13 protein-coding genes are annotated in these 16,584 nt (G+C 56.6%); 11 read left to right on the top strand and 2 right to left on the bottom strand.

Annotated features, from left to right (window positions below):
* The coding region (gene manA, locus ACFWB0_RS24860) for a mannose-6-phosphate isomerase, class I (RefSeq protein ID WP_378493063.1) at window positions 1–1,203 on the top strand (1,203 nt) is incomplete at its 5' end.
* Between the two features lie 75 nt (window positions 1,204–1,278).
* On the opposite strand, the gene ACFWB0_RS24855 is transcribed toward manA, so the two are convergent.
* Window positions 1,279–2,199, bottom strand: coding sequence for a UTP--glucose-1-phosphate uridylyltransferase (locus ACFWB0_RS24855; protein WP_378493062.1), 921 nt, complete (start codon window positions 2,197–2,199; stop codon window positions 1,279–1,281).
* Window positions 2,200–2,816: 617 nt separating this feature from the next.
* Between ACFWB0_RS24855 and ACFWB0_RS24850 the strand changes: the two genes are divergently transcribed.
* Window positions 2,817–4,268: a sugar transferase gene (locus ACFWB0_RS24850; protein ID WP_378493064.1), complete on the top strand. Its 1,452-nt coding sequence runs from the start codon at window positions 2,817–2,819 to the stop codon at window positions 4,266–4,268.
* Window positions 4,269–4,478: 210 nt separating this feature from the next.
* Here the strand turns inward: ACFWB0_RS24850 and rfbB are convergent, their stop codons facing one another.
* Entirely contained in the window at window positions 4,479–5,483 is a 1,005-nt protein-coding gene (gene rfbB / locus ACFWB0_RS24845) for a dTDP-glucose 4,6-dehydratase (RefSeq protein ID WP_378493061.1), read from the bottom strand.
* Between the two features lie 66 nt (window positions 5,484–5,549).
* On the opposite strand from rfbB, the gene rfbA reads away from it, so the two are divergent.
* The 9 genes from rfbA to ACFWB0_RS24800 all read left to right on the top strand — a co-directional run bounded on the left by rfbA (window position 5,550) and on the right by ACFWB0_RS24800 (window position 16,276).
* The gene (gene rfbA / locus ACFWB0_RS24840; RefSeq protein WP_378493060.1) at window positions 5,550–6,425 is read left to right on the top strand and encodes a glucose-1-phosphate thymidylyltransferase RfbA; all 876 of its coding nucleotides are present in this window, start codon (window positions 5,550–5,552) and stop codon (window positions 6,423–6,425) included.
* A gap of 3 nt (window positions 6,426–6,428) precedes the next feature.
* Window positions 6,429–7,013 (top strand): dTDP-4-dehydrorhamnose 3,5-epimerase family protein, encoded by a 585-nt coding sequence (locus ACFWB0_RS24835; RefSeq protein WP_378493059.1) that lies wholly within the window; start codon window positions 6,429–6,431, stop codon window positions 7,011–7,013.
* Window positions 7,014–7,967: 954 nt separating this feature from the next.
* Window positions 7,968–9,371, top strand: a complete 1,404-nt coding sequence (locus tag ACFWB0_RS24830; RefSeq protein WP_378493058.1) for a UDP-glucose dehydrogenase family protein — start codon at window positions 7,968–7,970, stop codon at window positions 9,369–9,371.
* Window positions 9,372–9,452: 81 nt separating this feature from the next.
* A complete protein-coding gene (locus tag ACFWB0_RS24825) occupies window positions 9,453–10,550 on the top strand; it encodes a glycosyltransferase (protein ID WP_378493057.1) in 1,098 nt (365 codons plus the stop codon).
* Window positions 10,551–10,784: 234 nt separating this feature from the next.
* Window positions 10,785–11,963, top strand: coding sequence for an O-antigen ligase family protein (locus ACFWB0_RS24820; RefSeq protein ID WP_378493056.1), 1,179 nt, complete (start codon window positions 10,785–10,787; stop codon window positions 11,961–11,963).
* A complete protein-coding gene (locus ACFWB0_RS24815) occupies window positions 11,960–13,048 on the top strand; it encodes an acyltransferase family protein (protein ID WP_378493055.1) in 1,089 nt (362 codons plus the stop codon). Before ACFWB0_RS24820 ends, ACFWB0_RS24815 begins: the two co-directional genes overlap by 4 nt.
* Window positions 13,049–13,129: 81 nt before the next feature.
* The gene (locus ACFWB0_RS24810) at window positions 13,130–14,287 is read left to right on the top strand and encodes a lipopolysaccharide biosynthesis protein (protein WP_378493054.1); all 1,158 of its coding nucleotides are present in this window, start codon (window positions 13,130–13,132) and stop codon (window positions 14,285–14,287) included.
* A 659-nt stretch (window positions 14,288–14,946) separates the two neighbouring features.
* Window positions 14,947–15,441, top strand: a complete 495-nt coding sequence (locus ACFWB0_RS24805; protein ID WP_378493053.1) for a glycosyltransferase — start codon at window positions 14,947–14,949, stop codon at window positions 15,439–15,441.
* Between the two features lie 58 nt (window positions 15,442–15,499).
* Window positions 15,500–16,276, top strand: a complete 777-nt coding sequence (locus ACFWB0_RS24800) for a glycosyltransferase (protein WP_378493052.1) — start codon at window positions 15,500–15,502, stop codon at window positions 16,274–16,276.
* The last annotated feature ends 308 nt before the right edge of the window (window positions 16,277–16,584 follow it).

Genomic DNA, 16,584 nt, shown 5'->3' with positions numbered 1-16,584 from the left:
TCGTGGGGTTCCCGCACTGCAATCGCAGAATTGACGGGACGCCCCTGCCCAACAGACCATCCCGAGGCCGAGCTCTGGCTGGGCGCGCACCCGAAGGGTCCGTCGACGTTGGGGACAGGCGCTCTCTTGTCGGACGTGATCGACATGTCGCCGACTTCGGCGTTGGGGTCGAAATGTGTCGATGAGTTCGGGGTGCGGTTGCCTTTCTTGCTCAAGGTCCTGGCCGCGGAGACGGCACTATCCCTCCAGGCGCATCCGACCCTCGAACAGGCACGCGCCGGCTTTGCCCGCGAGAATGCGGCTGGCATACCGATTGATTCACCGACGCGTAACTACCGGGACGACAACCACAAGCCCGAGCTGTTCGTTGCGCTCACCGAGTTTCATGCCTTGGCAGGGTTTCGTGATGTGAAGAGAACTCGCGCTCTCTTCGATGCTTTGGACCTGCCGGAACTAGCTGAATCCGCACGGTGTTTGGAGAAGGATGGCCTCCGTGCGTTGTTCGAAGCATGGTTGAGCCTGGACAATGCTCAGGTACAGGAACTTTCCGTTCTGGTGGTCGGAGCGTGCCGGAGATACCGCGACGCGCTCCTTGACGGTGATTTCGTGGACGAAGCGCAGATGGTCATCGACCTGGCCGAACAATATCCGGGCGATTCCGGTGTACTTGCTGCCATGCTCCTGAACCGGATCACATTGAAACCGGGCGAGGGCATCTACCTCGGTGCCGGACACCTGCATGCACATTTGCGGGGCACGGGTATCGAGATCATGGCAAACTCCGACAACGTCTTACGTGGAGGCATGACCACCAAGCACATCGACCGGAGCGAGTTGGTGGACGTTGTCCGCTTCAAGTCGATCGCTCCACCGATCATCCGCCCGGTTCCCTTGACGACCCCCCATCAGAAGGGCATCCTGCGATACTCGACGCCAGCCCCCGAATTTCAATTGCGTCGAATCGACATCCGGAGGAGCAGCGATAGGGGATCATCAGTCGCCCGCACTTCGGCTGACGGCCCGCAGATTCTGCTGTGCACGCAGGGCGCATGCAGGATAGCGGTGGAGGGCGTGGAGGCCATCGCGCCTGGTACCAGCTTCGAAGTTGGACAGGGCGATTCGATCTGGATTCCTGCCGGTGGGACTGCGGCCGTGTTCGCGGGGAATGCTGATTCGCAGGTCTTCATTGCGACGACCGCTTGAACTGAGCAATCAGTGGGGTAGGTGAGTAGCGAATTTCGCTACTCGCCTACCCCACTCGATTGTCGGAGCTGTCCCCTATTTGTCGTTGTTCAGTTCGAGCCGTTCGAGAAGCCACTTACGCAGCTCCGGACCGTATTCGTCGCCGTTCAGCGCAGTATCGATCGCGGCCCGCAGATAACCGCCAGGATTACCGAGGTCATGTCGGGTTCCACGATGAACCACGACGTGAACGGGGTGCCCCTCATCGATGAGCAAGGCGATGGCGTCGGTCAATTGCAGCTCGCCGCCGGCGCCCGGCTTGATGCGACGAAGTGCGTCGAAGATCTGACGATCGAGAAGGTATCGGCCGGCTGCTGCGAGAGTGGACGGCGCGTCGGCGAGTTGCGGCTTCTCCACCATCCCGAGCACTTTCATCACGTCCGGTTGTGCCACGCCGGGAACTTCTTCGACGTGGAAGATCCCATACGAGCTGACCTGTGCTTTCGGGACGTCGATTGCGCAGAGCACGGTCCCGCCGCGCTCGGCGCGGACCTGAGACATCGTTTCGAGAATCCCGCAGGGTTGGACGAGGTCGTCAGGTAGGAGCACCGCGATCGCGTCCTCGTCGTCGGCGAGTGACTGCTCGGCACATCCGACAGCGTGACCGAGACCGAGCGGCCGATCCTGAATCACGGATTCGACTTTGATCAGGTTCGATGACTTGCGGACCTTCTCGAGCAGAGTGTGTTTCCCTTTGGCTGCCAAGTGGCTCTCGAGTGCGAGGTCTTCGACGAAGTGTGAAACCACCCCGTCCTTGCCTGGTGCCGTGACGATAAGCAGTCGGGAAGCTCCAGAATCAGCCGCCTCCCCAGCGACCAACTCGATGCCCGGAGTGTCAACCACCGGCAAGAGTTCCTTCGGCACGGTCTTGGTAGCAGGCAGGAAACGTGTTCCCATTCCTGCTGCTGGCACTACCGCGGTGCGGAATGTCGTATGCACCCCCGCTTTTCCTTCCATTGTGGAACCTCGCCTCCCCAGTCGAGTATGTGAATCTTGTCCGATATTCGATGTGTGACTCACGGAAGCCGATCCATTGAAAAAGTGATTTGTATCTCACTGAATCGATGTTTACCTCTGTGTGCTCGATTGCGTTCGGCTTCCGCGCATGGAGTCTATGGTGGAATGTCGAAGGGTGCGGACTGGAGAGAGGCCACGAAAAGCATGGACGGTCAGTCACATTCCGTCAAGTGAGGTGCGAGGTGTAGATACTGTATCGCTGCGTATCACGAAGATGCTGCAGCGGAGCAGTTTACGAGTTCGTCTGAACTGGACGCACGTTCAGCCTGCCGAGGGGGGTAAGTAACGTTACAGTCTCATTCTGTAGACGTTCTGCGTCGATGTGCGCGGAGTTTCTATGCAGGCTGGCGTAAGGAAAGCGCCACCGCGGGCAGGCTCAACGCGTGCTTACGACCGGGGAGGGTTGCGAGCACGGGTCGCCTGGCTTCAAAGAAATAGGTCTGTCTCGGGGAGGAGACAATGATGAGGGTTGGTTTGCGGTGACTGCCGTCGATGAGAAGCGGACATCCACTTCCGAAGACGATGTGACCAGCGGGAACTCGACGATTGTCACGGGGATGTCAGAGGCTGCCGCGAATAGGCGGACATGGCAATCTGCGTATGCCCGTCGCTTGTTCTTGACGGATGCTGTGGTTGTGGTGCTGTCTGTGTTGTTGGCACACCTCATGCGGTTTGGTCACGAGAATCTATTGACGATGGGCCCGATCAGTGCGCTGAACTACACGCTGATTTCTGCAGGTGTGGCCGTAGCGTGGATGGTGAATCTGCGCTTGTTCCGTACGCGGTCACGTCGCGTAATCGGCGCTGGCTACGACGAGTATCAGCGGGTGGTTTCAAGCACTCTGCGACTCTTCGGATTCATCGCGATTGTCGCGCTGGTATTCCAGCTGGAACTGGCGCGCGGATACCTAGCGATTGCGCTGCCGGTCGGTCTATTCGGATTGCTATTCAGCCGTTGGCTGTGGCGAAAAGCAGTGGCACGGAAGCGTCGTCGAGGCGAGTACACAACATCCGTGCTTGTGGTGGGCGGATCACGTGCTGTGCGGCATCTAGGCAGCACGTTCGAGCGCAAGTTCACTGACGGATATCGGGTGGTTGGTGTGTGTGTTCCTGCGTATTCGGGGTCCGTTGGCGAAGAAATTGACGTCGACGGACGACCCGTACCGATCTTCGGCGACGAGCATTCGATCATCGAGGCCCTCAGCGCATCGGGTGCGGACACGGTCGCAGTGGCAGCAACGGAGACACTCGGTCCTGAAGGCATCAAGGACTTGGTGTGGAAACTTGAACCCCATGACGCGGATCTGGTCGTTGCTACCGGAGTCGTCGACGTGGCGAGTCCTCGGATTGAGATGCGTCCTGTTGCTGGCCTCCCGCTGATCCACGTTGAGAAGCCGAGCTACCACGGCGCGAAGCGTAGCGGTAAGCGACTATTCGACCTTGCTTTCTCCGCAGCGGCGCTGCTTGTTCTCCTGCCACTCTTTGCGGTGGTGGCAGTCTGGATCAAACTAGACAACAAAGGTCCTGTCTTTTACCGGTCAGAACGAATCGGTCTGGACGGTCAGCCTTTCGGGATGATCAAGTTCCGATCGATGGTCACGAGCGCCGACAAGATGGTCGAGTCGTTGTTGGTACAGAACGAGGGCGCCGGCCTGCTGTTCAAGATGCGCGACGATCCGCGCGTGACCCGCGTGGGCAAGGTCCTGCGCCGGTACAGCATTGATGAGTTGCCGCAGTTCATCAATGTGCTGCGCGGTGAGATGAGCGTTGTGGGTCCGCGCCCGCCGTTGCGTCGTGAGGTGGAGAACTACGACGGTCGCGTCAAGCGTCGCTTGCTGGTGCGTCCGGGGGTGACGGGCCTGTGGCAGGTCAGTGGCCGTTCGGATCTGTCGTGGGACGAGTCGGTCCGTCTCGACCTGTCGTATGTGGAGAACTGGTCGATGATCTCCGATGTGCTGATCATTGGGAAGACCGTCAAGGCCGTCCTCGCGAGCGACGGCGCATACTGAGATCGCGAGGGGTATGGACCGACATTGTCGAGCTACAGAGGCCGAATTGAGAGGTAGCTGGCTAGGGTCTATAACCTTGATGCATGTCGTTGTGAACTGATCGCAGTTCACAACGACATACTCAGCACGCCCTTTAGCGCAATTCGTTGCATGCCATTGGTAACCCGCTGGCTTCGGGACGCCTTCAACAGCATCATTGGTGAAAAGATCTCATTCGCAGATCTTTTCGGTCCGAGAGTATGCCACCTCGGTCGCGTCCTTGGAAGGCCGCCACCACGCCTCGTTCGCGCGGTACCAGGAGATGGTCGCGTGCAGGCCGGAGCGGAAATCCTGGTAGACCGGCTGCCAGCCGAGTTCGGTCTTCAACCGGGTCGCGTCGATCGCGTAGCGCAGGTCGTGACCCGGCCGGTCGGTGACGAAATCGAACTCGCCCGGGTCCTTGCCGCACAGCTCGAGAACGGTCTCGACGACCGTGCGGTTGTCCGTTTCACCGTCGGCACCTATGAGATAGGTCTCGCCGATCACTCCCTTGTCGATGATCGTCCACACCGCGCGGTTGTGGTCGTCGACGTGGATCCAGTCGCGCACATTGGTGCCGCTGCCGTACAGCCTGGGCCGCACTCCGGTGAGCACGTTCGTGATCTGGCGGGGGATGAACTTCTCCACGTGCTGGTACGGGCCGTAGTTGTTCGAGCAGTTCGAGATCGTGGCGCGAACCCCGAACGAACGGACCCAGGCGCGGACGAGCAGGTCGGAGCCCGCTTTGGTCGACGAGTACGGGCTCGACGGGTTGTAGGCGGTGGACTCGGTGAACTTCGCCGGGTCGTCGAGCGGGAGGTCGCCGTACACCTCGTCGGTGGAGATGTGGTGGTATCGCACGTCGTACTTGCGGACGGCTTCGAGCAGCGCGAATGTGCCGATGAGGTTGGTGTGCACGAACGGCGACGGGTCGTGCAGGGAGTTGTCGTTGTGGGATTCGGCGGCGAAGTGCACCACGAGGTCGGTGTCGGCGACGAGCCGGTCGACGAGGTCGGTGTCGGCGACGTCGCCGCGGATGAAGGTGATCTTGTTCTTCACCGGGTCGAGGGAATCGAGGTTGCCGGCGTAGGTGAGCTTGTCGAGGACGGTGACGGCCACGTCGGGGCGTTCGGCGACGGTCTGGTGGACGAAGTTCGCGCCGATGAATCCGGCACCGCCGGTGACGAGTACTCGCATGACAAGAAACCTCCAAGATCGCGTCTGAACTCGCCAGTAGCGAAGGTTGATGAAAGACTATGCCCCATGCGTGGAATCATTCTCGCTGGGGGCACGGGTTCGCGACTTCATCCGATCACTCTTGGCCCCAGTAAGCAACTTGTACCTGTCTACGACAAACCGATGATTTACTACCCGCTCTCGACGCTGATGCTCGCGGGTATTCGAGACATCTTGCTGATCACTACACCTCATGATGCGGACCAGTTTCGACGATTGCTCGGAGATGGATCGCGGCTCGGGATCAACCTCACCTATACCGTCCAGGAGAAGCCCGACGGGCTGGCTCAAGCGTTTGTCCTGGGTGCTGATCACGTTGGTACTGAATCGGCGGCGCTGGTGCTGGGCGACAACATCTTCTATGGGCCGCGTATTGGTTCTCAACTGAACCGATTCGATCAGCTTGACGGTGGTGCGGTCTTCGCTTACAGGGTCTCGGATCCGTCGGCCTACGGAGTGGTCGAGTTCGATTCTGCGGGCCGTGCATTGTCGTTGGAGGAGAAGCCGGCAGATCCGAAGTCGCACTACGCGGTGCCGGGACTGTACTTCTACGACAACGACGTCGTCGACATCGCGCGGTCGCTGAAGCCCTCCGCACGTGGCGAATACGAGATCACCGACGTCAATCGCGCATACCTCGACGCGGGCCGACTCCAGGTCGAGGTGCTGCCACGAGGCACCGCATGGCTCGATACCGGCACATTCGATTCCCTGCTCGATGCGTCGAACTTCGTACGCACCATCGAACAACGTCAAGGTTTGAAGATCGGTGTGCCCGAGGAAGTTGCATGGCGACGCGGGTTCATCACCGACGACGAATTGGCGGCGTTGGCGCACCCGTTGGTGAAGTCTGGTTACGGCACCTATCTGCTGGACATCCTGAATCAGGGAAGGGATCTCTGAAAAATGGACTATCGAGAACTGAAGATCGCCGGCGCCTGGGAGGTCACACCGAAGCAATTCGGAGACGACCGAGGGGTGTTCCTCGAATGGTTCAAGCAGGACACCTTCGCGGACGCGACCGGTCGGGAACTCGATCTGGCGCAGGCCAATTGCTCGGTGTCAGCTGCGGGTGTGCTGCGCGGAATCCATTACGCGGATGTGCCGCCGGGGCAGGCGAAGTATGTGACGTGCGTGTCGGGGTCGGTGCTGGATGTCGTCGTCGATCTGCGGGTGGGGTCGCCGACGTTCGGGCAGTGGGATTCGGTGTTGCTCGACACCGTCGATCGTCGTGCGATCTTCCTGTCCGAAGGGTTGGGGCACGGGTTCCTGGCGTTGGAGGACCATTCGACGGTGATGTATCTGTGCTCGACGGGTTACGACCCGGCGCGTGAGCACGAGGTTCACCCGTTGGATCCGGCGATCGGGATCGAGTGGCCGACGGTCGGGCGCAACGGAAGCCTGCTCGAGTACGAGCTGTCGGCCAAGGACAATGTCGCTCCCATGCTTGAGGATGCCAGTAAGGCAGGTCTCCTGCCGCAGTGGGCTTGAGGTGCGTTACTTGTCGACCTGTGCGTTACCAGGAGTCGTCGGAACGACTGCTTCGCTGCATCGCTTGTCGCAATCTGGATACGAGCTATCGATGCATGCCCCGAGGTAGCGTCTGGGGGTCTCGAGGTGGCCGCGTACCTGGGTAGCCACTGCTCCTTCGGAACACCCACGAGGACGGGCAGTGCTCATGAACATATGTGAGCACCGTGTGGTTACACGTCTTGTCTTGTGGGCTGGACTTACAGAGCGGCCACCGCCCATTATGAAAACTTCCAGATTGCATGCAATTTCGCCGCCTAAACGATCGGTCGCGAATGTGGGAGAACCTGGACAAATCGAGCGATTGGGTCGCTCATGCCCGTGCGAGCGGGAGCGCACCCCGTCCGGATGGGTGTGATACTTGACACGTTTTGAGGCCTGAGTTGCCAGAATGCTACTGGCCGGTAAGAGTTTTCGGCCTCTCCCGCTGGTCTGCGACCAGCGCATTGGCCCAACGAACGTGGCTTGTGGCCTGCAGGGGCTGGGACGCGCTTGTCGTCTAAACGGAACATCTGTCGAACCGCGAAGATGCGAACGACGGGTGTTTGGCGGAACATATACACGAGGATTTGAACCTGACATGCCACTGTCTGGGCCCGTGCCTCCTGGGGAGGAACCAGGTACGGGAGCCGGGCTTGCCCACTGTCAAGGTGCATGAACCGGCGCTGCCGGAAACGTTGCGGGGAGGAAATGCGATGCTAGTCCTGAGAGCGCGTCTTCACAGACAGCCCTGTCCTGGGCTTGTGGTGGCGCAGCTGCTAGGCCCACGCGACTCGCGGTATACCGCCGCGAGCCTGAGCGAGGCCTCATCATCGGCCGGGGGATTCACCGCTTCCTGAGCAAACGTGGCATTGCGGTACTTAATGGCTGTCGCCAACGCCAAATCTTGTCCTGGCGAAGGAAAGGTGAAATAACATGACTCGCAATATAGCGGTGTTCGGCACTGGATATCTTGGAGCGACACACGCTGCGTGTATGGCGGAACTGGGCCACCAGGTCATCGGGGTGGATGTAGATCCAGGAAAGGTAGGACAACTCGCGGCGGGGGAGCTGCCGTTCTACGAGCCTGGTCTAGTCGAAGTCTTGCGACGAAACCTGGACGCAGGAAGGCTTCGTTTCACTACTTCCTATGCAGAGGCTGCTGAGTTCGCAGACATCCACTTTATTGGTGTTGGCACACCGCAGAGGAAGGGTGAATTTGCTGCGGATCTCAGCTACATCGATGCGGTCGTCGAAGAGCTTGCGCCACTCCTGACATCGAAGGCATTCATTCTCGGCAAGTCCACGGTACCGGTGGGTACCTCCGAGGCGCTTAGGCGTAAGGTGCACGATCTCGCGCCAGCCGGAAAATCGGTGGAGGTGGCCTGGAACCCAGAGTTTCTGAGGGAAGGGTACGCAGTGCAGGATACCCTCCATCCAGACCGCATCGTGCTTGGAGTTGACGCTCTCAATCCAGGACTCGTGGAAGAGGTCGTCCGTGAGGTCTATAAGGATCTATTGGACGAGGGTATTCCTTTCCTGGTGACGGACCTTGCCACAGCTGAACTTGTGAAGACAGCTGCGAATGCGTTTCTCGCGACTAAGATTTCCTTCATCAACGCGATGGCTGAGGTTTGTGAGGCGTCCGGCGCCGACGTAACTGTCCTTGCCGATGCGATCGGACACGACGCGCGCATTGGCCGCAGATTCCTTAACGCTGGCATCGGATTCGGTGGTGGGTGTCTTCCAAAGGATATCCGCGCATTCATGGCTCGCGCAGGTGAACTCGGTGCAGACCAAGCGCTTACTTTTCTCCGAGAAGTTGACAATATCAACATGCGACGCCGGACTCGGATGGTTGAACGGGCCAAGGACGCAGTCGGAGGCTCGTTGATTGGTGCGCGGATCGCAGTATTGGGTGCAGCATTCAAACCTGACTCAGATGACGTGCGCGACTCACCTGCGTTGAATATTGCTGGCCAACTGCAACTTCAAGGCGCATCCGTTAGCGTTTACGATCCGAAAGCGACCGAGAACTCAAGGAGAATATTTCCCACTCTCACATACGGGGCATCGGTAAACGAAGTTTGTCGAGGATCCGACGCAATCCTGGTGTTGACGGAGTGGAATGAATTCAAGCGGCTAGACCCAGTTTCGCTAGTTGATGTTGTGAGGCAGCGTGTCATTCTCGACGGGCGAAACTGTCTCTCCCAGCAGGACTGGGTCTCTTCTGGATGGACGTACATAGGCGTTGGAAAGCCGGCGCACGGTCCTGAATGGCAGGACCATTGGGCGAATAGTGCCATAGAACGACAAGTGGAGTCTGTAAATGCTGAATAGATTGACTGGTTGCACTTTGACGGAAAACTCCTGGTCTCCCATCTTTGCCTGTTTTGAGTGCGCTGAGTATGAGGTTGTGCGATGACAAAATCGGTCGCAATAATTGGCACCCGCGGGTACCCGAGTTACTACGGCGGATTTGAAACACTCGTTCGGCAGCTTGGTCCTTACCTAGTCGAACAAGGGTGGGACGTGACTGTGTACGGTCGCCCTAACGCTGTGAAGTCAAACGATATCACCCGCGATGAGCGTGTCAGAACGGTGAATACACGTGGGATCGAATCGAAGTCCTTGAGTACGCTTTCATATGGATTAACATCCTGCGTGGACTCTTTCATTAAGAAGCCGGATGCAGCATTGGTCATGAACGTTGCAAACGGCTACTGGCTGCCACTTCTAAAGGCGCGTGGCATTCCGACTATTGTCAACGTCGACGGTATTGAGTGGGAACGGGCAAAATGGGGACGAGCAGCTAAATCGGTGTTCAAGTCCGGAGCTCACATGACGGCAAAATTTGCTGATCATCTGGTTTTCGACTCTCAAGAAATTGCGCGACGCTGGAGGAATGAATTCAGGAGGAGCGGCGAGTTTATTCCGTATGGCGGCAATGTTCCGGAAGATTCCAATCCGTTAAAAGAATTCGCGCGACGTAGCTACGCGTTGATGGTCGCGCGATTTGTTCCCGAGAACACAGTGGAGGAGTTCTTTGATGCGGCCGAGAATTTAGCCAAGCGTTGGGACGTCGTGATCGTGGGTTCATCAGGATATGGTGGCGATCTGGACGAGCGCGCAGACCGTCTCGCAAACTCGAACGATCGCATTCATTGGCTTGGCCACATAAGTGATGATCGCCAGCTATTCGCGCTATGGCAGAACGCCGGCGTCTATTTTCATGGCCACAGCGTAGGAGGGACGAATCCAGCCCTGGTTCAGGCCATGGCCTGCGGAGTGCCGATTGTCGCGAGGGACACTGTTTACAACCGGGAAGTTCTGGACGAAGCAGGAATTCTTGTCCCGCCGTCAGGAGAAGCAATCACCGAGGCGTTGGACAGGGTGCTTTCAGACTCAACGTTGCAGGACGATCTGACCGCTCGGGTACTTGTCCGGCGTGACGGCGTTTATACCTGGGAAAACGTGTGCAAATTATATGCGGAGCAGCTGGATGAAGCGGTCCGCTAGATATGCTTCTGGCATATCACAGACGAACTAGCACTGCTGGCTCCCGCAGAGTCGTATCGCTCAAGTGAAGGAAGGCCTGGAACGGTGAGTCAAACCCACGTCAAGAGTGATTGCAGTGGGCTCAATCGTCACTGCCCGCATGGGTCTTCCAATACCGATACTTGCGCGACGCGAACATATAGGATTCCGAGCTGGAAGTTCGGCACGTTCGCTGTCGTCTCACATTTTCTGGCATTGCCGCTGGGTCCAAGGGCTAATCTTGCAGCACTGGCGATCACAGTGGCGGCGCTCGTGGTGGCGATCGTCAGGAGCCGCGGTTCTCTTGAAAGCGGTATCGTGGTCGTTAGCTTTCTAATCACAGTTTGGTGGGCAATACTACTGCTTAACCCGAATGTGATTTCGCTCGATGCCGGTCTAACTGGGTATCGCGGAACTGTCACGTTCGTACTTGGTATCGCCTTAGGTTTTCTCTGGCTCGGCAACACCGAGAGTGCGCTTAGGACTGTGTGGTGGTGCCTCCTTGTAGCCTGTTCGATCGCAATTGTAGTCCATGTCAGTTTCCCAGAAGTTGAGTCATCAATCTACAGAGCGGCTGACTATTACACTTCTAACTTCAGGGGATCATCGAGACTTCAGGGGCTATTTGCAGGACCGTTCCATGCTGCGGTCGCAGGATCATTCTTGGCGTTATCTTCGCTCCGTGTTGGCTCTGTAATTACCAACCCAGTGCTCCGATGGATAGGATTTGCTGTCGGGATCCTGTGCATCCAATTGAGCGAGGTGCGCACTGGATATGTTGCAGTCCTTGTTGGAGCCATCATGATTGCTCTCCTCGCAGGGACTCCTGGCCGACGAGCGCGAATGATATTTGTACTCACGTCATTAGGTGTGTGCATTGCTGCGTTCTGGGGTTTACTGCTTTCGCAGATTGAGAAGATCCCCGCGCTCGCGTCGCTTCTAACCGCAACGGAAGACACGCGGTTCCTTGGACGAGAGGAAACTTGGCAGCGTGCCGCCGAAATGGTTGTCGAGTCTCCGATTCTAGGCTGGGGGCCAGGTTCTGCCGGAGCTACACTGGCGCCAAGTTTTCCACCGGGCGGGCACGTGACAAGCCACAACCTGGTTCTAAAGTTTGCGGTGGAGGGCGGAATCCTAGGCGGCGTCTTAATCGTCGCACTTCTGGCACTTCTGGCTGTCGCCATCTGGCGCGTCGGGGACAAGTCTGGGTTTGCTCTGCCGGCATTTATTCCACTGTTGGTATTCGCCACGGTCGGGTCCACCGTCGATACGTTACCGGTTAGCTTCGGAATAGCGGTCATCCTCGGCCTTTGCGCAAATCCAAAGTCTTTTGCATCAAATCTGCCAGGTCCTAGAACGGGGCGGAGAATCGAAGTCGGTGGAGGAGACAGGTGACAGCTTCAGACCGCTTGACCAAAGCTGAACCGCGTAGTGCGAAGGACCGGCTCTACTGGGCAGATGCGGCCAAGGGCATATCGATTTTATTAGTCGTTCTCCTTCATGCTGTTGCGTGGTCGGAATACGTCGTGAATGTTCCCGAATGGCTGGGTGCGACCAACGACGCTCTCGCGCCACTAAGGATGCCATTATTCTTCTGTATTTCGGGGATTTTCGCCGCGAAGTGGATGACGGAACCCTGGCAAGATACGTACGGGAACAAACTAGCACTGCTGGTCTGGACCTTCTTAATATGGCAACCAATTGTTTTCAGTTACAAGCTGATGTCAGGTCATTTTCTGCCCAATCAACCGAGGTCAGAAATAGCGGATCACCTCCTGAGGTTGGCTGTGACAGTAGTTCGACCGAATGGGGAATTATGGTTCCTATGGGCACTTGTCCTATTCATCGTGACAGCGAAGTGGCTCCACCGAATTCCTAGGTTGCTGCAGGTTGCATCCGCCAGCGTGGTTTCCGCTGTGTGGTATTTTTGTTCAGACAATTATCTAACTCCTGATCAGCTGCGCGCCATTGGTGATGGCTGGGACGGGGCCTTGGGGCTATTTGTATTCTTCTTGGCGGGACTGTTGTATCGCGACGAGATAAAGAAATGGGTCGCGAAGACCCCAGTTTCGGTTAGCGCAGGGCTAATGGCGGTCGCCGGAGTTGCGCTTTGGGGGTACTATATTGCCGACTTGTCGGGGTACTTCGCACTTCCCTTAGCCATCCGTGTTATCGGTCTCGCTTGTGGAATCGGTGCAGCGGTCGTGTTCAGTAGAATCTCGGTGATCAGGTACTGGGGTACTGTAACCCTCCCTATCTATCTCGGCCATACCGCCATTATTGCGATCTCCTGCTCGATTCTGGCAGTGACTCTGGATGACCTCCCGGCTGGGAATCGAATGGTCGGAGTACTGTTCCCGCTGTTCCTGGCGGCGTTTGCGATTTTTGTGTCCCTCCAGGTCTACCGGTTAAGAAATTCGCGAATCGGTTTCTATCTTTATAATCCGCCGAATTGGTTTATTAGGTCGGGTTCGCGATGAAGCGCACGTGTACTGATTCCTCCAAAGAGGGAATCCTCCCATTGGGTATAAGAGTTTGTTCCATGGGGAGGTGGGGGATGTATGCGTAGAGCACTTTCAGCACTGACTCATGAGACGGTGCTGAGTCAGGCGATATCCGGCGTCTTCGCGATTGTCCAGCTAGGGATCCTTACCAGACTCTTAGATGTCTCGGATTACGCAATATATGTCGTTGCTGCAGCGATCTGGGCGATTGCAAATGCTGCGGTTGGCGTAGGTATTGGAATCCGCATCTCTAATGACGCGGCCAATGGATCGACCAGCATTGCCTTCACCGTTAGCGAGCGATATCGCACGTTACTAGCGGTTCTGATATGCGGGGTATCATTCGCTATTTTGAGCGGCACGCCAGTCGAATGCATTCTCGTTGGCGTCACGCTGCTTTCGTACGTTGCGTGTGAGTCGGCGATCGCATTTGTTGTTGGATCTCGACAGTTTAGAAAGTTCCTGTATGTTTTTACCGTGAGAAGCGGCGCTCCCGTCATTGTGATGGTGCTGTGGGCTTTTCTTGGCGACCTTTCATTTACTGGCGCTGTAATTGCGCTCATGATAGGGCAATTCAGTGCTGCAATGATGCTCTGGCGTCATTTCTCGGTTCAAAAGCCCTCGGTCGCATCGCTGTCGTCGGGCCTCACTGGGTCAATTTCACTGGGGATGTGGGTGTTAGCTAGCGCCGACAAGATAATTCTGGAGCAGTTGGTTAATCCTGAAGAGTTGGCGAGTTACGCTATGGCATACGGGCTATTGGATCGTGTGTTTCGTGCGATTCAGAATATATACACGTCGCGAAATATGGCTGACGCGTTTTCCGGAAAACTTGGCAAGTCGTCACATTGGCTCTCGCTCGGTATCCTGGCGCTTGCGCTCGTGATGTCCCCTGTAGCGGTAGTTGCGTGCGGTATCATTTCAGGCGGTCGGTACCAACCCGATCTGTTATTGGCGTTGGTTATTTCTCTCGGCCTTGCGATAATGACGCTCAGTGCTCCACCTTATCTCAAGATGATGTCCACTAAGAAGTATGCTGGCCCGATTATTGTTATCTATGGTATTGCTTCGGGGAACATTCTGGGAAATATCCTTCTGGCGCCAAAATTTGGTGTTCTTGGCGCTGGTTTGTTGACGCTCGCTGCATATTTGACATGGCTTGGGTACTTATATTCGTACTCCGTAAGGTTCGCCACCAAAGTCAGCGTGCCGTAATTATAAAGGAGAAACTAATGGTTTCATTGTCAAACTCCTGCCTGATGGCGTTTCCTATGCACGGTCAGCGGAAGTTGCTGAACGAGGGTTACCGCACAAGAGATGGCCACCTGATTGAGTGGTTCGGGAGGCTTCTGACGGGGCAGGGAAGTGTGTCCGTGCTGTCACGCCCGGAACCTCAGATTCTTCGACCGCTAGTGCGAACTCAGCCTGGACGGCGTCCAGCGTCTAACACTATCGCTTTGGAGACTTACTCGTGGAGGATTCCATCATTGCGGGACAGAAGGAAATGGTGGGTTCAGAGTGCTCAGTCGTACAGCGTCGGTAAACTAAGCGATTCAGTTCCGGCCGTCGTATGGAATCCTTTGGTTGCAATTTCAAATATCGCACCTGATTTGTTTAACAAACGACGGAAGGTCCATGTAGACCTCCTCGATGACTGGACTGTTCACTATGCATTCGCCGGAATACATCCGGAGTTGGAAATCGCATACGAAACTCTGTTCGACAATGCGACGTCAGTCACCGCGAATTCTGAAGGGACAGTCGAACTGGCGAATAGGTTCGGCCGGAGCGACGTCGAGCTTGTTACCAATGGGTGTGACCCGGGTCGATTCTCGGAGGTGCCAACCGCGAATGGGCCAACGACAATTGGTTACGTGGGTAAAATCGGGAACCGTCTGGATCTTGAGTTGATCGTGTCGGTGGCTGACGCGCTGCCTGACGTCCGATTTGTTTTCGCTGGTCCGATTCTCGATTCGGATTATCGAAAGCCCCTTGAGTCGGCCGCGAATATCGAACTGCTAGGGGATGTTCACTACGAGGATATTCCACGGCTGCTTCAGACCTTTGATATTGGCTGGGTTCCGCATAATGTTGGTGCGCTTGAGGTAGGTGGTGATGTCCTCAAAACCTACGAGTATAGGGCTGCGGGTCTTGTCGTCTTATCGACACCTGTTGCAGGGGCCGGGCAACGGGGGCTCAAAGAAGTGCATGTCGTTGCTCGCGGAGGTCAACTTGAGTGGATTCGAAATAAGATTGCATCAAATACCCGCGTGAAGAGAGTTGCCGAAATCTTTTCAGACGATCATACGTGGGAGGGCAAGGCTGAAGGGATTCTGGCCGATCTTGAATTGAAGACTTCGTCATTCTAGACCCTGCATTGAAAGAAAATCAATTTTTGGGAGTAGGTTCCATCTTTAGGGAGGCTTCGTGTCGATAGACGTTGTGGTCGTGGCGTATAAGACCGATAAGGTCCTGCAGCGCTGTGTTGACTCTTTGCTAAGGGACAGTCAGGCGGGGAATATATATATCGTTGACAATTCGCCTGGGCACCCCGTAGGCGTTTCCCCGAGTTCGAGGATTTCCATTCTGGAACCGGGATCCAATCTGGGTTTCGGAAACGGCGTGAACTTCGCTGCGAAAATGATGACGACAGAGTATATAGCGATCGTGAATCCGGATTTGGTTTTCGATCGGGGTGTATTGGGTATCTGCAGTCAGTATCTTGATGAGAACCCAGGAGTCGCGCTTGTGTCTCCTCGGGTATTCGTAGATGGCCGCCTGTACCGTACTTCAGAGCGCGATGCATCAATTTTTCGTTACCTGTCGTACCCGATTGGTCTAGGTAAATGGCTGGGAGTGGAACGCTCATTGGGGGCGCATTCTGAGACGCACATCACTGATGCTGTGAATGGTGCGTTCATGGTTGCACGGCGGGATGCGCTCGACTCGGTAGGTTGGTTCGACCCCGAGATCTTCCTATTCGGTGAGGAAGTCGATCTGTGTCGGCGCCTTAGGAGCGATGGTTGGAATGTCGCCTATCTTGCGGAGGGGCACGTTGACCACCTCGACGGGTACTCTGCGTCGAAGGAACCCGACGCCAAAATCCGTTCGATACGGAGGAATGCGAGAGTGGAACAGTTACGACGTGCCCGAGGCGCTCGTCAGGCCGCCTTGTACTCGGCGTTTCTTCGCGTCAAGTCGTAGTACGACCAGCTGATGTAGGAACCCATCTTGACGCTGCGGATGGCTCGACGGTCTTCGTGGGCCGTTTGTGGTGGATCGCGTGACTGGGGAGTCAGTGATGCGCATTTTCTGGTGTCATGCCTGCTGACCACTCGGTCTTCTCCCCTGACCAAACCGCCGAATTCTTTGGGCGCCGTGGGTGTGGGCCGAGACATCGGTGCCGAGGGGATGCGTTAGCCTCGCGCTTTCACGCCGAATTGGCGGTGGGCCTGTGTCGATCACGAAGAAAGGTGCTCTGAACTGCAAGAATATGACTTGCTGAGGGTCAT

Source organism: Rhodococcus sp. NPDC060086, assembly GCF_042730275.1.
Lineage (GTDB): Bacteria > Actinomycetota > Actinomycetes > Mycobacteriales > Mycobacteriaceae > Rhodococcus.
Note: the sequence above shows the minus strand (reverse complement) of the source record. Positions and strands in the feature narration are given on the sequence as shown.

Excerpts from the sequence above, each read along its gene's own strand:
- ACFWB0_RS24835 (WP_378493059.1), top strand. The coding sequence starts at position 6,429 with ATGGACTATCGAGAACTGAAGATCGCCGGCGCCTGGGAGGTCACACCG.
- rfbB (WP_378493061.1), bottom strand. The coding sequence starts at position 5,483 with ATGCGAGTACTCGTCACCGGCGGTGCCGGATTCATCGGCGCGAACTTC.
- ACFWB0_RS24850 (WP_378493064.1), top strand. The coding sequence starts at position 2,817 with ATGTCAGAGGCTGCCGCGAATAGGCGGACATGGCAATCTGCGTATGCC.
- ACFWB0_RS24825 (WP_378493057.1), top strand. The coding sequence starts at position 9,453 with ATGACAAAATCGGTCGCAATAATTGGCACCCGCGGGTACCCGAGTTAC.
- rfbA (WP_378493060.1), top strand. The coding sequence starts at position 5,550 with ATGCGTGGAATCATTCTCGCTGGGGGCACGGGTTCGCGACTTCATCCG.
- ACFWB0_RS24810 (WP_378493054.1), top strand. The coding sequence starts at position 13,130 with ATGCGTAGAGCACTTTCAGCACTGACTCATGAGACGGTGCTGAGTCAG.
- ACFWB0_RS24855 (WP_378493062.1), bottom strand. The coding sequence starts at position 2,199 with ATGGAAGGAAAAGCGGGGGTGCATACGACATTCCGCACCGCGGTAGTG.
- ACFWB0_RS24830 (WP_378493058.1), top strand. The coding sequence starts at position 7,968 with ATGACTCGCAATATAGCGGTGTTCGGCACTGGATATCTTGGAGCGACA.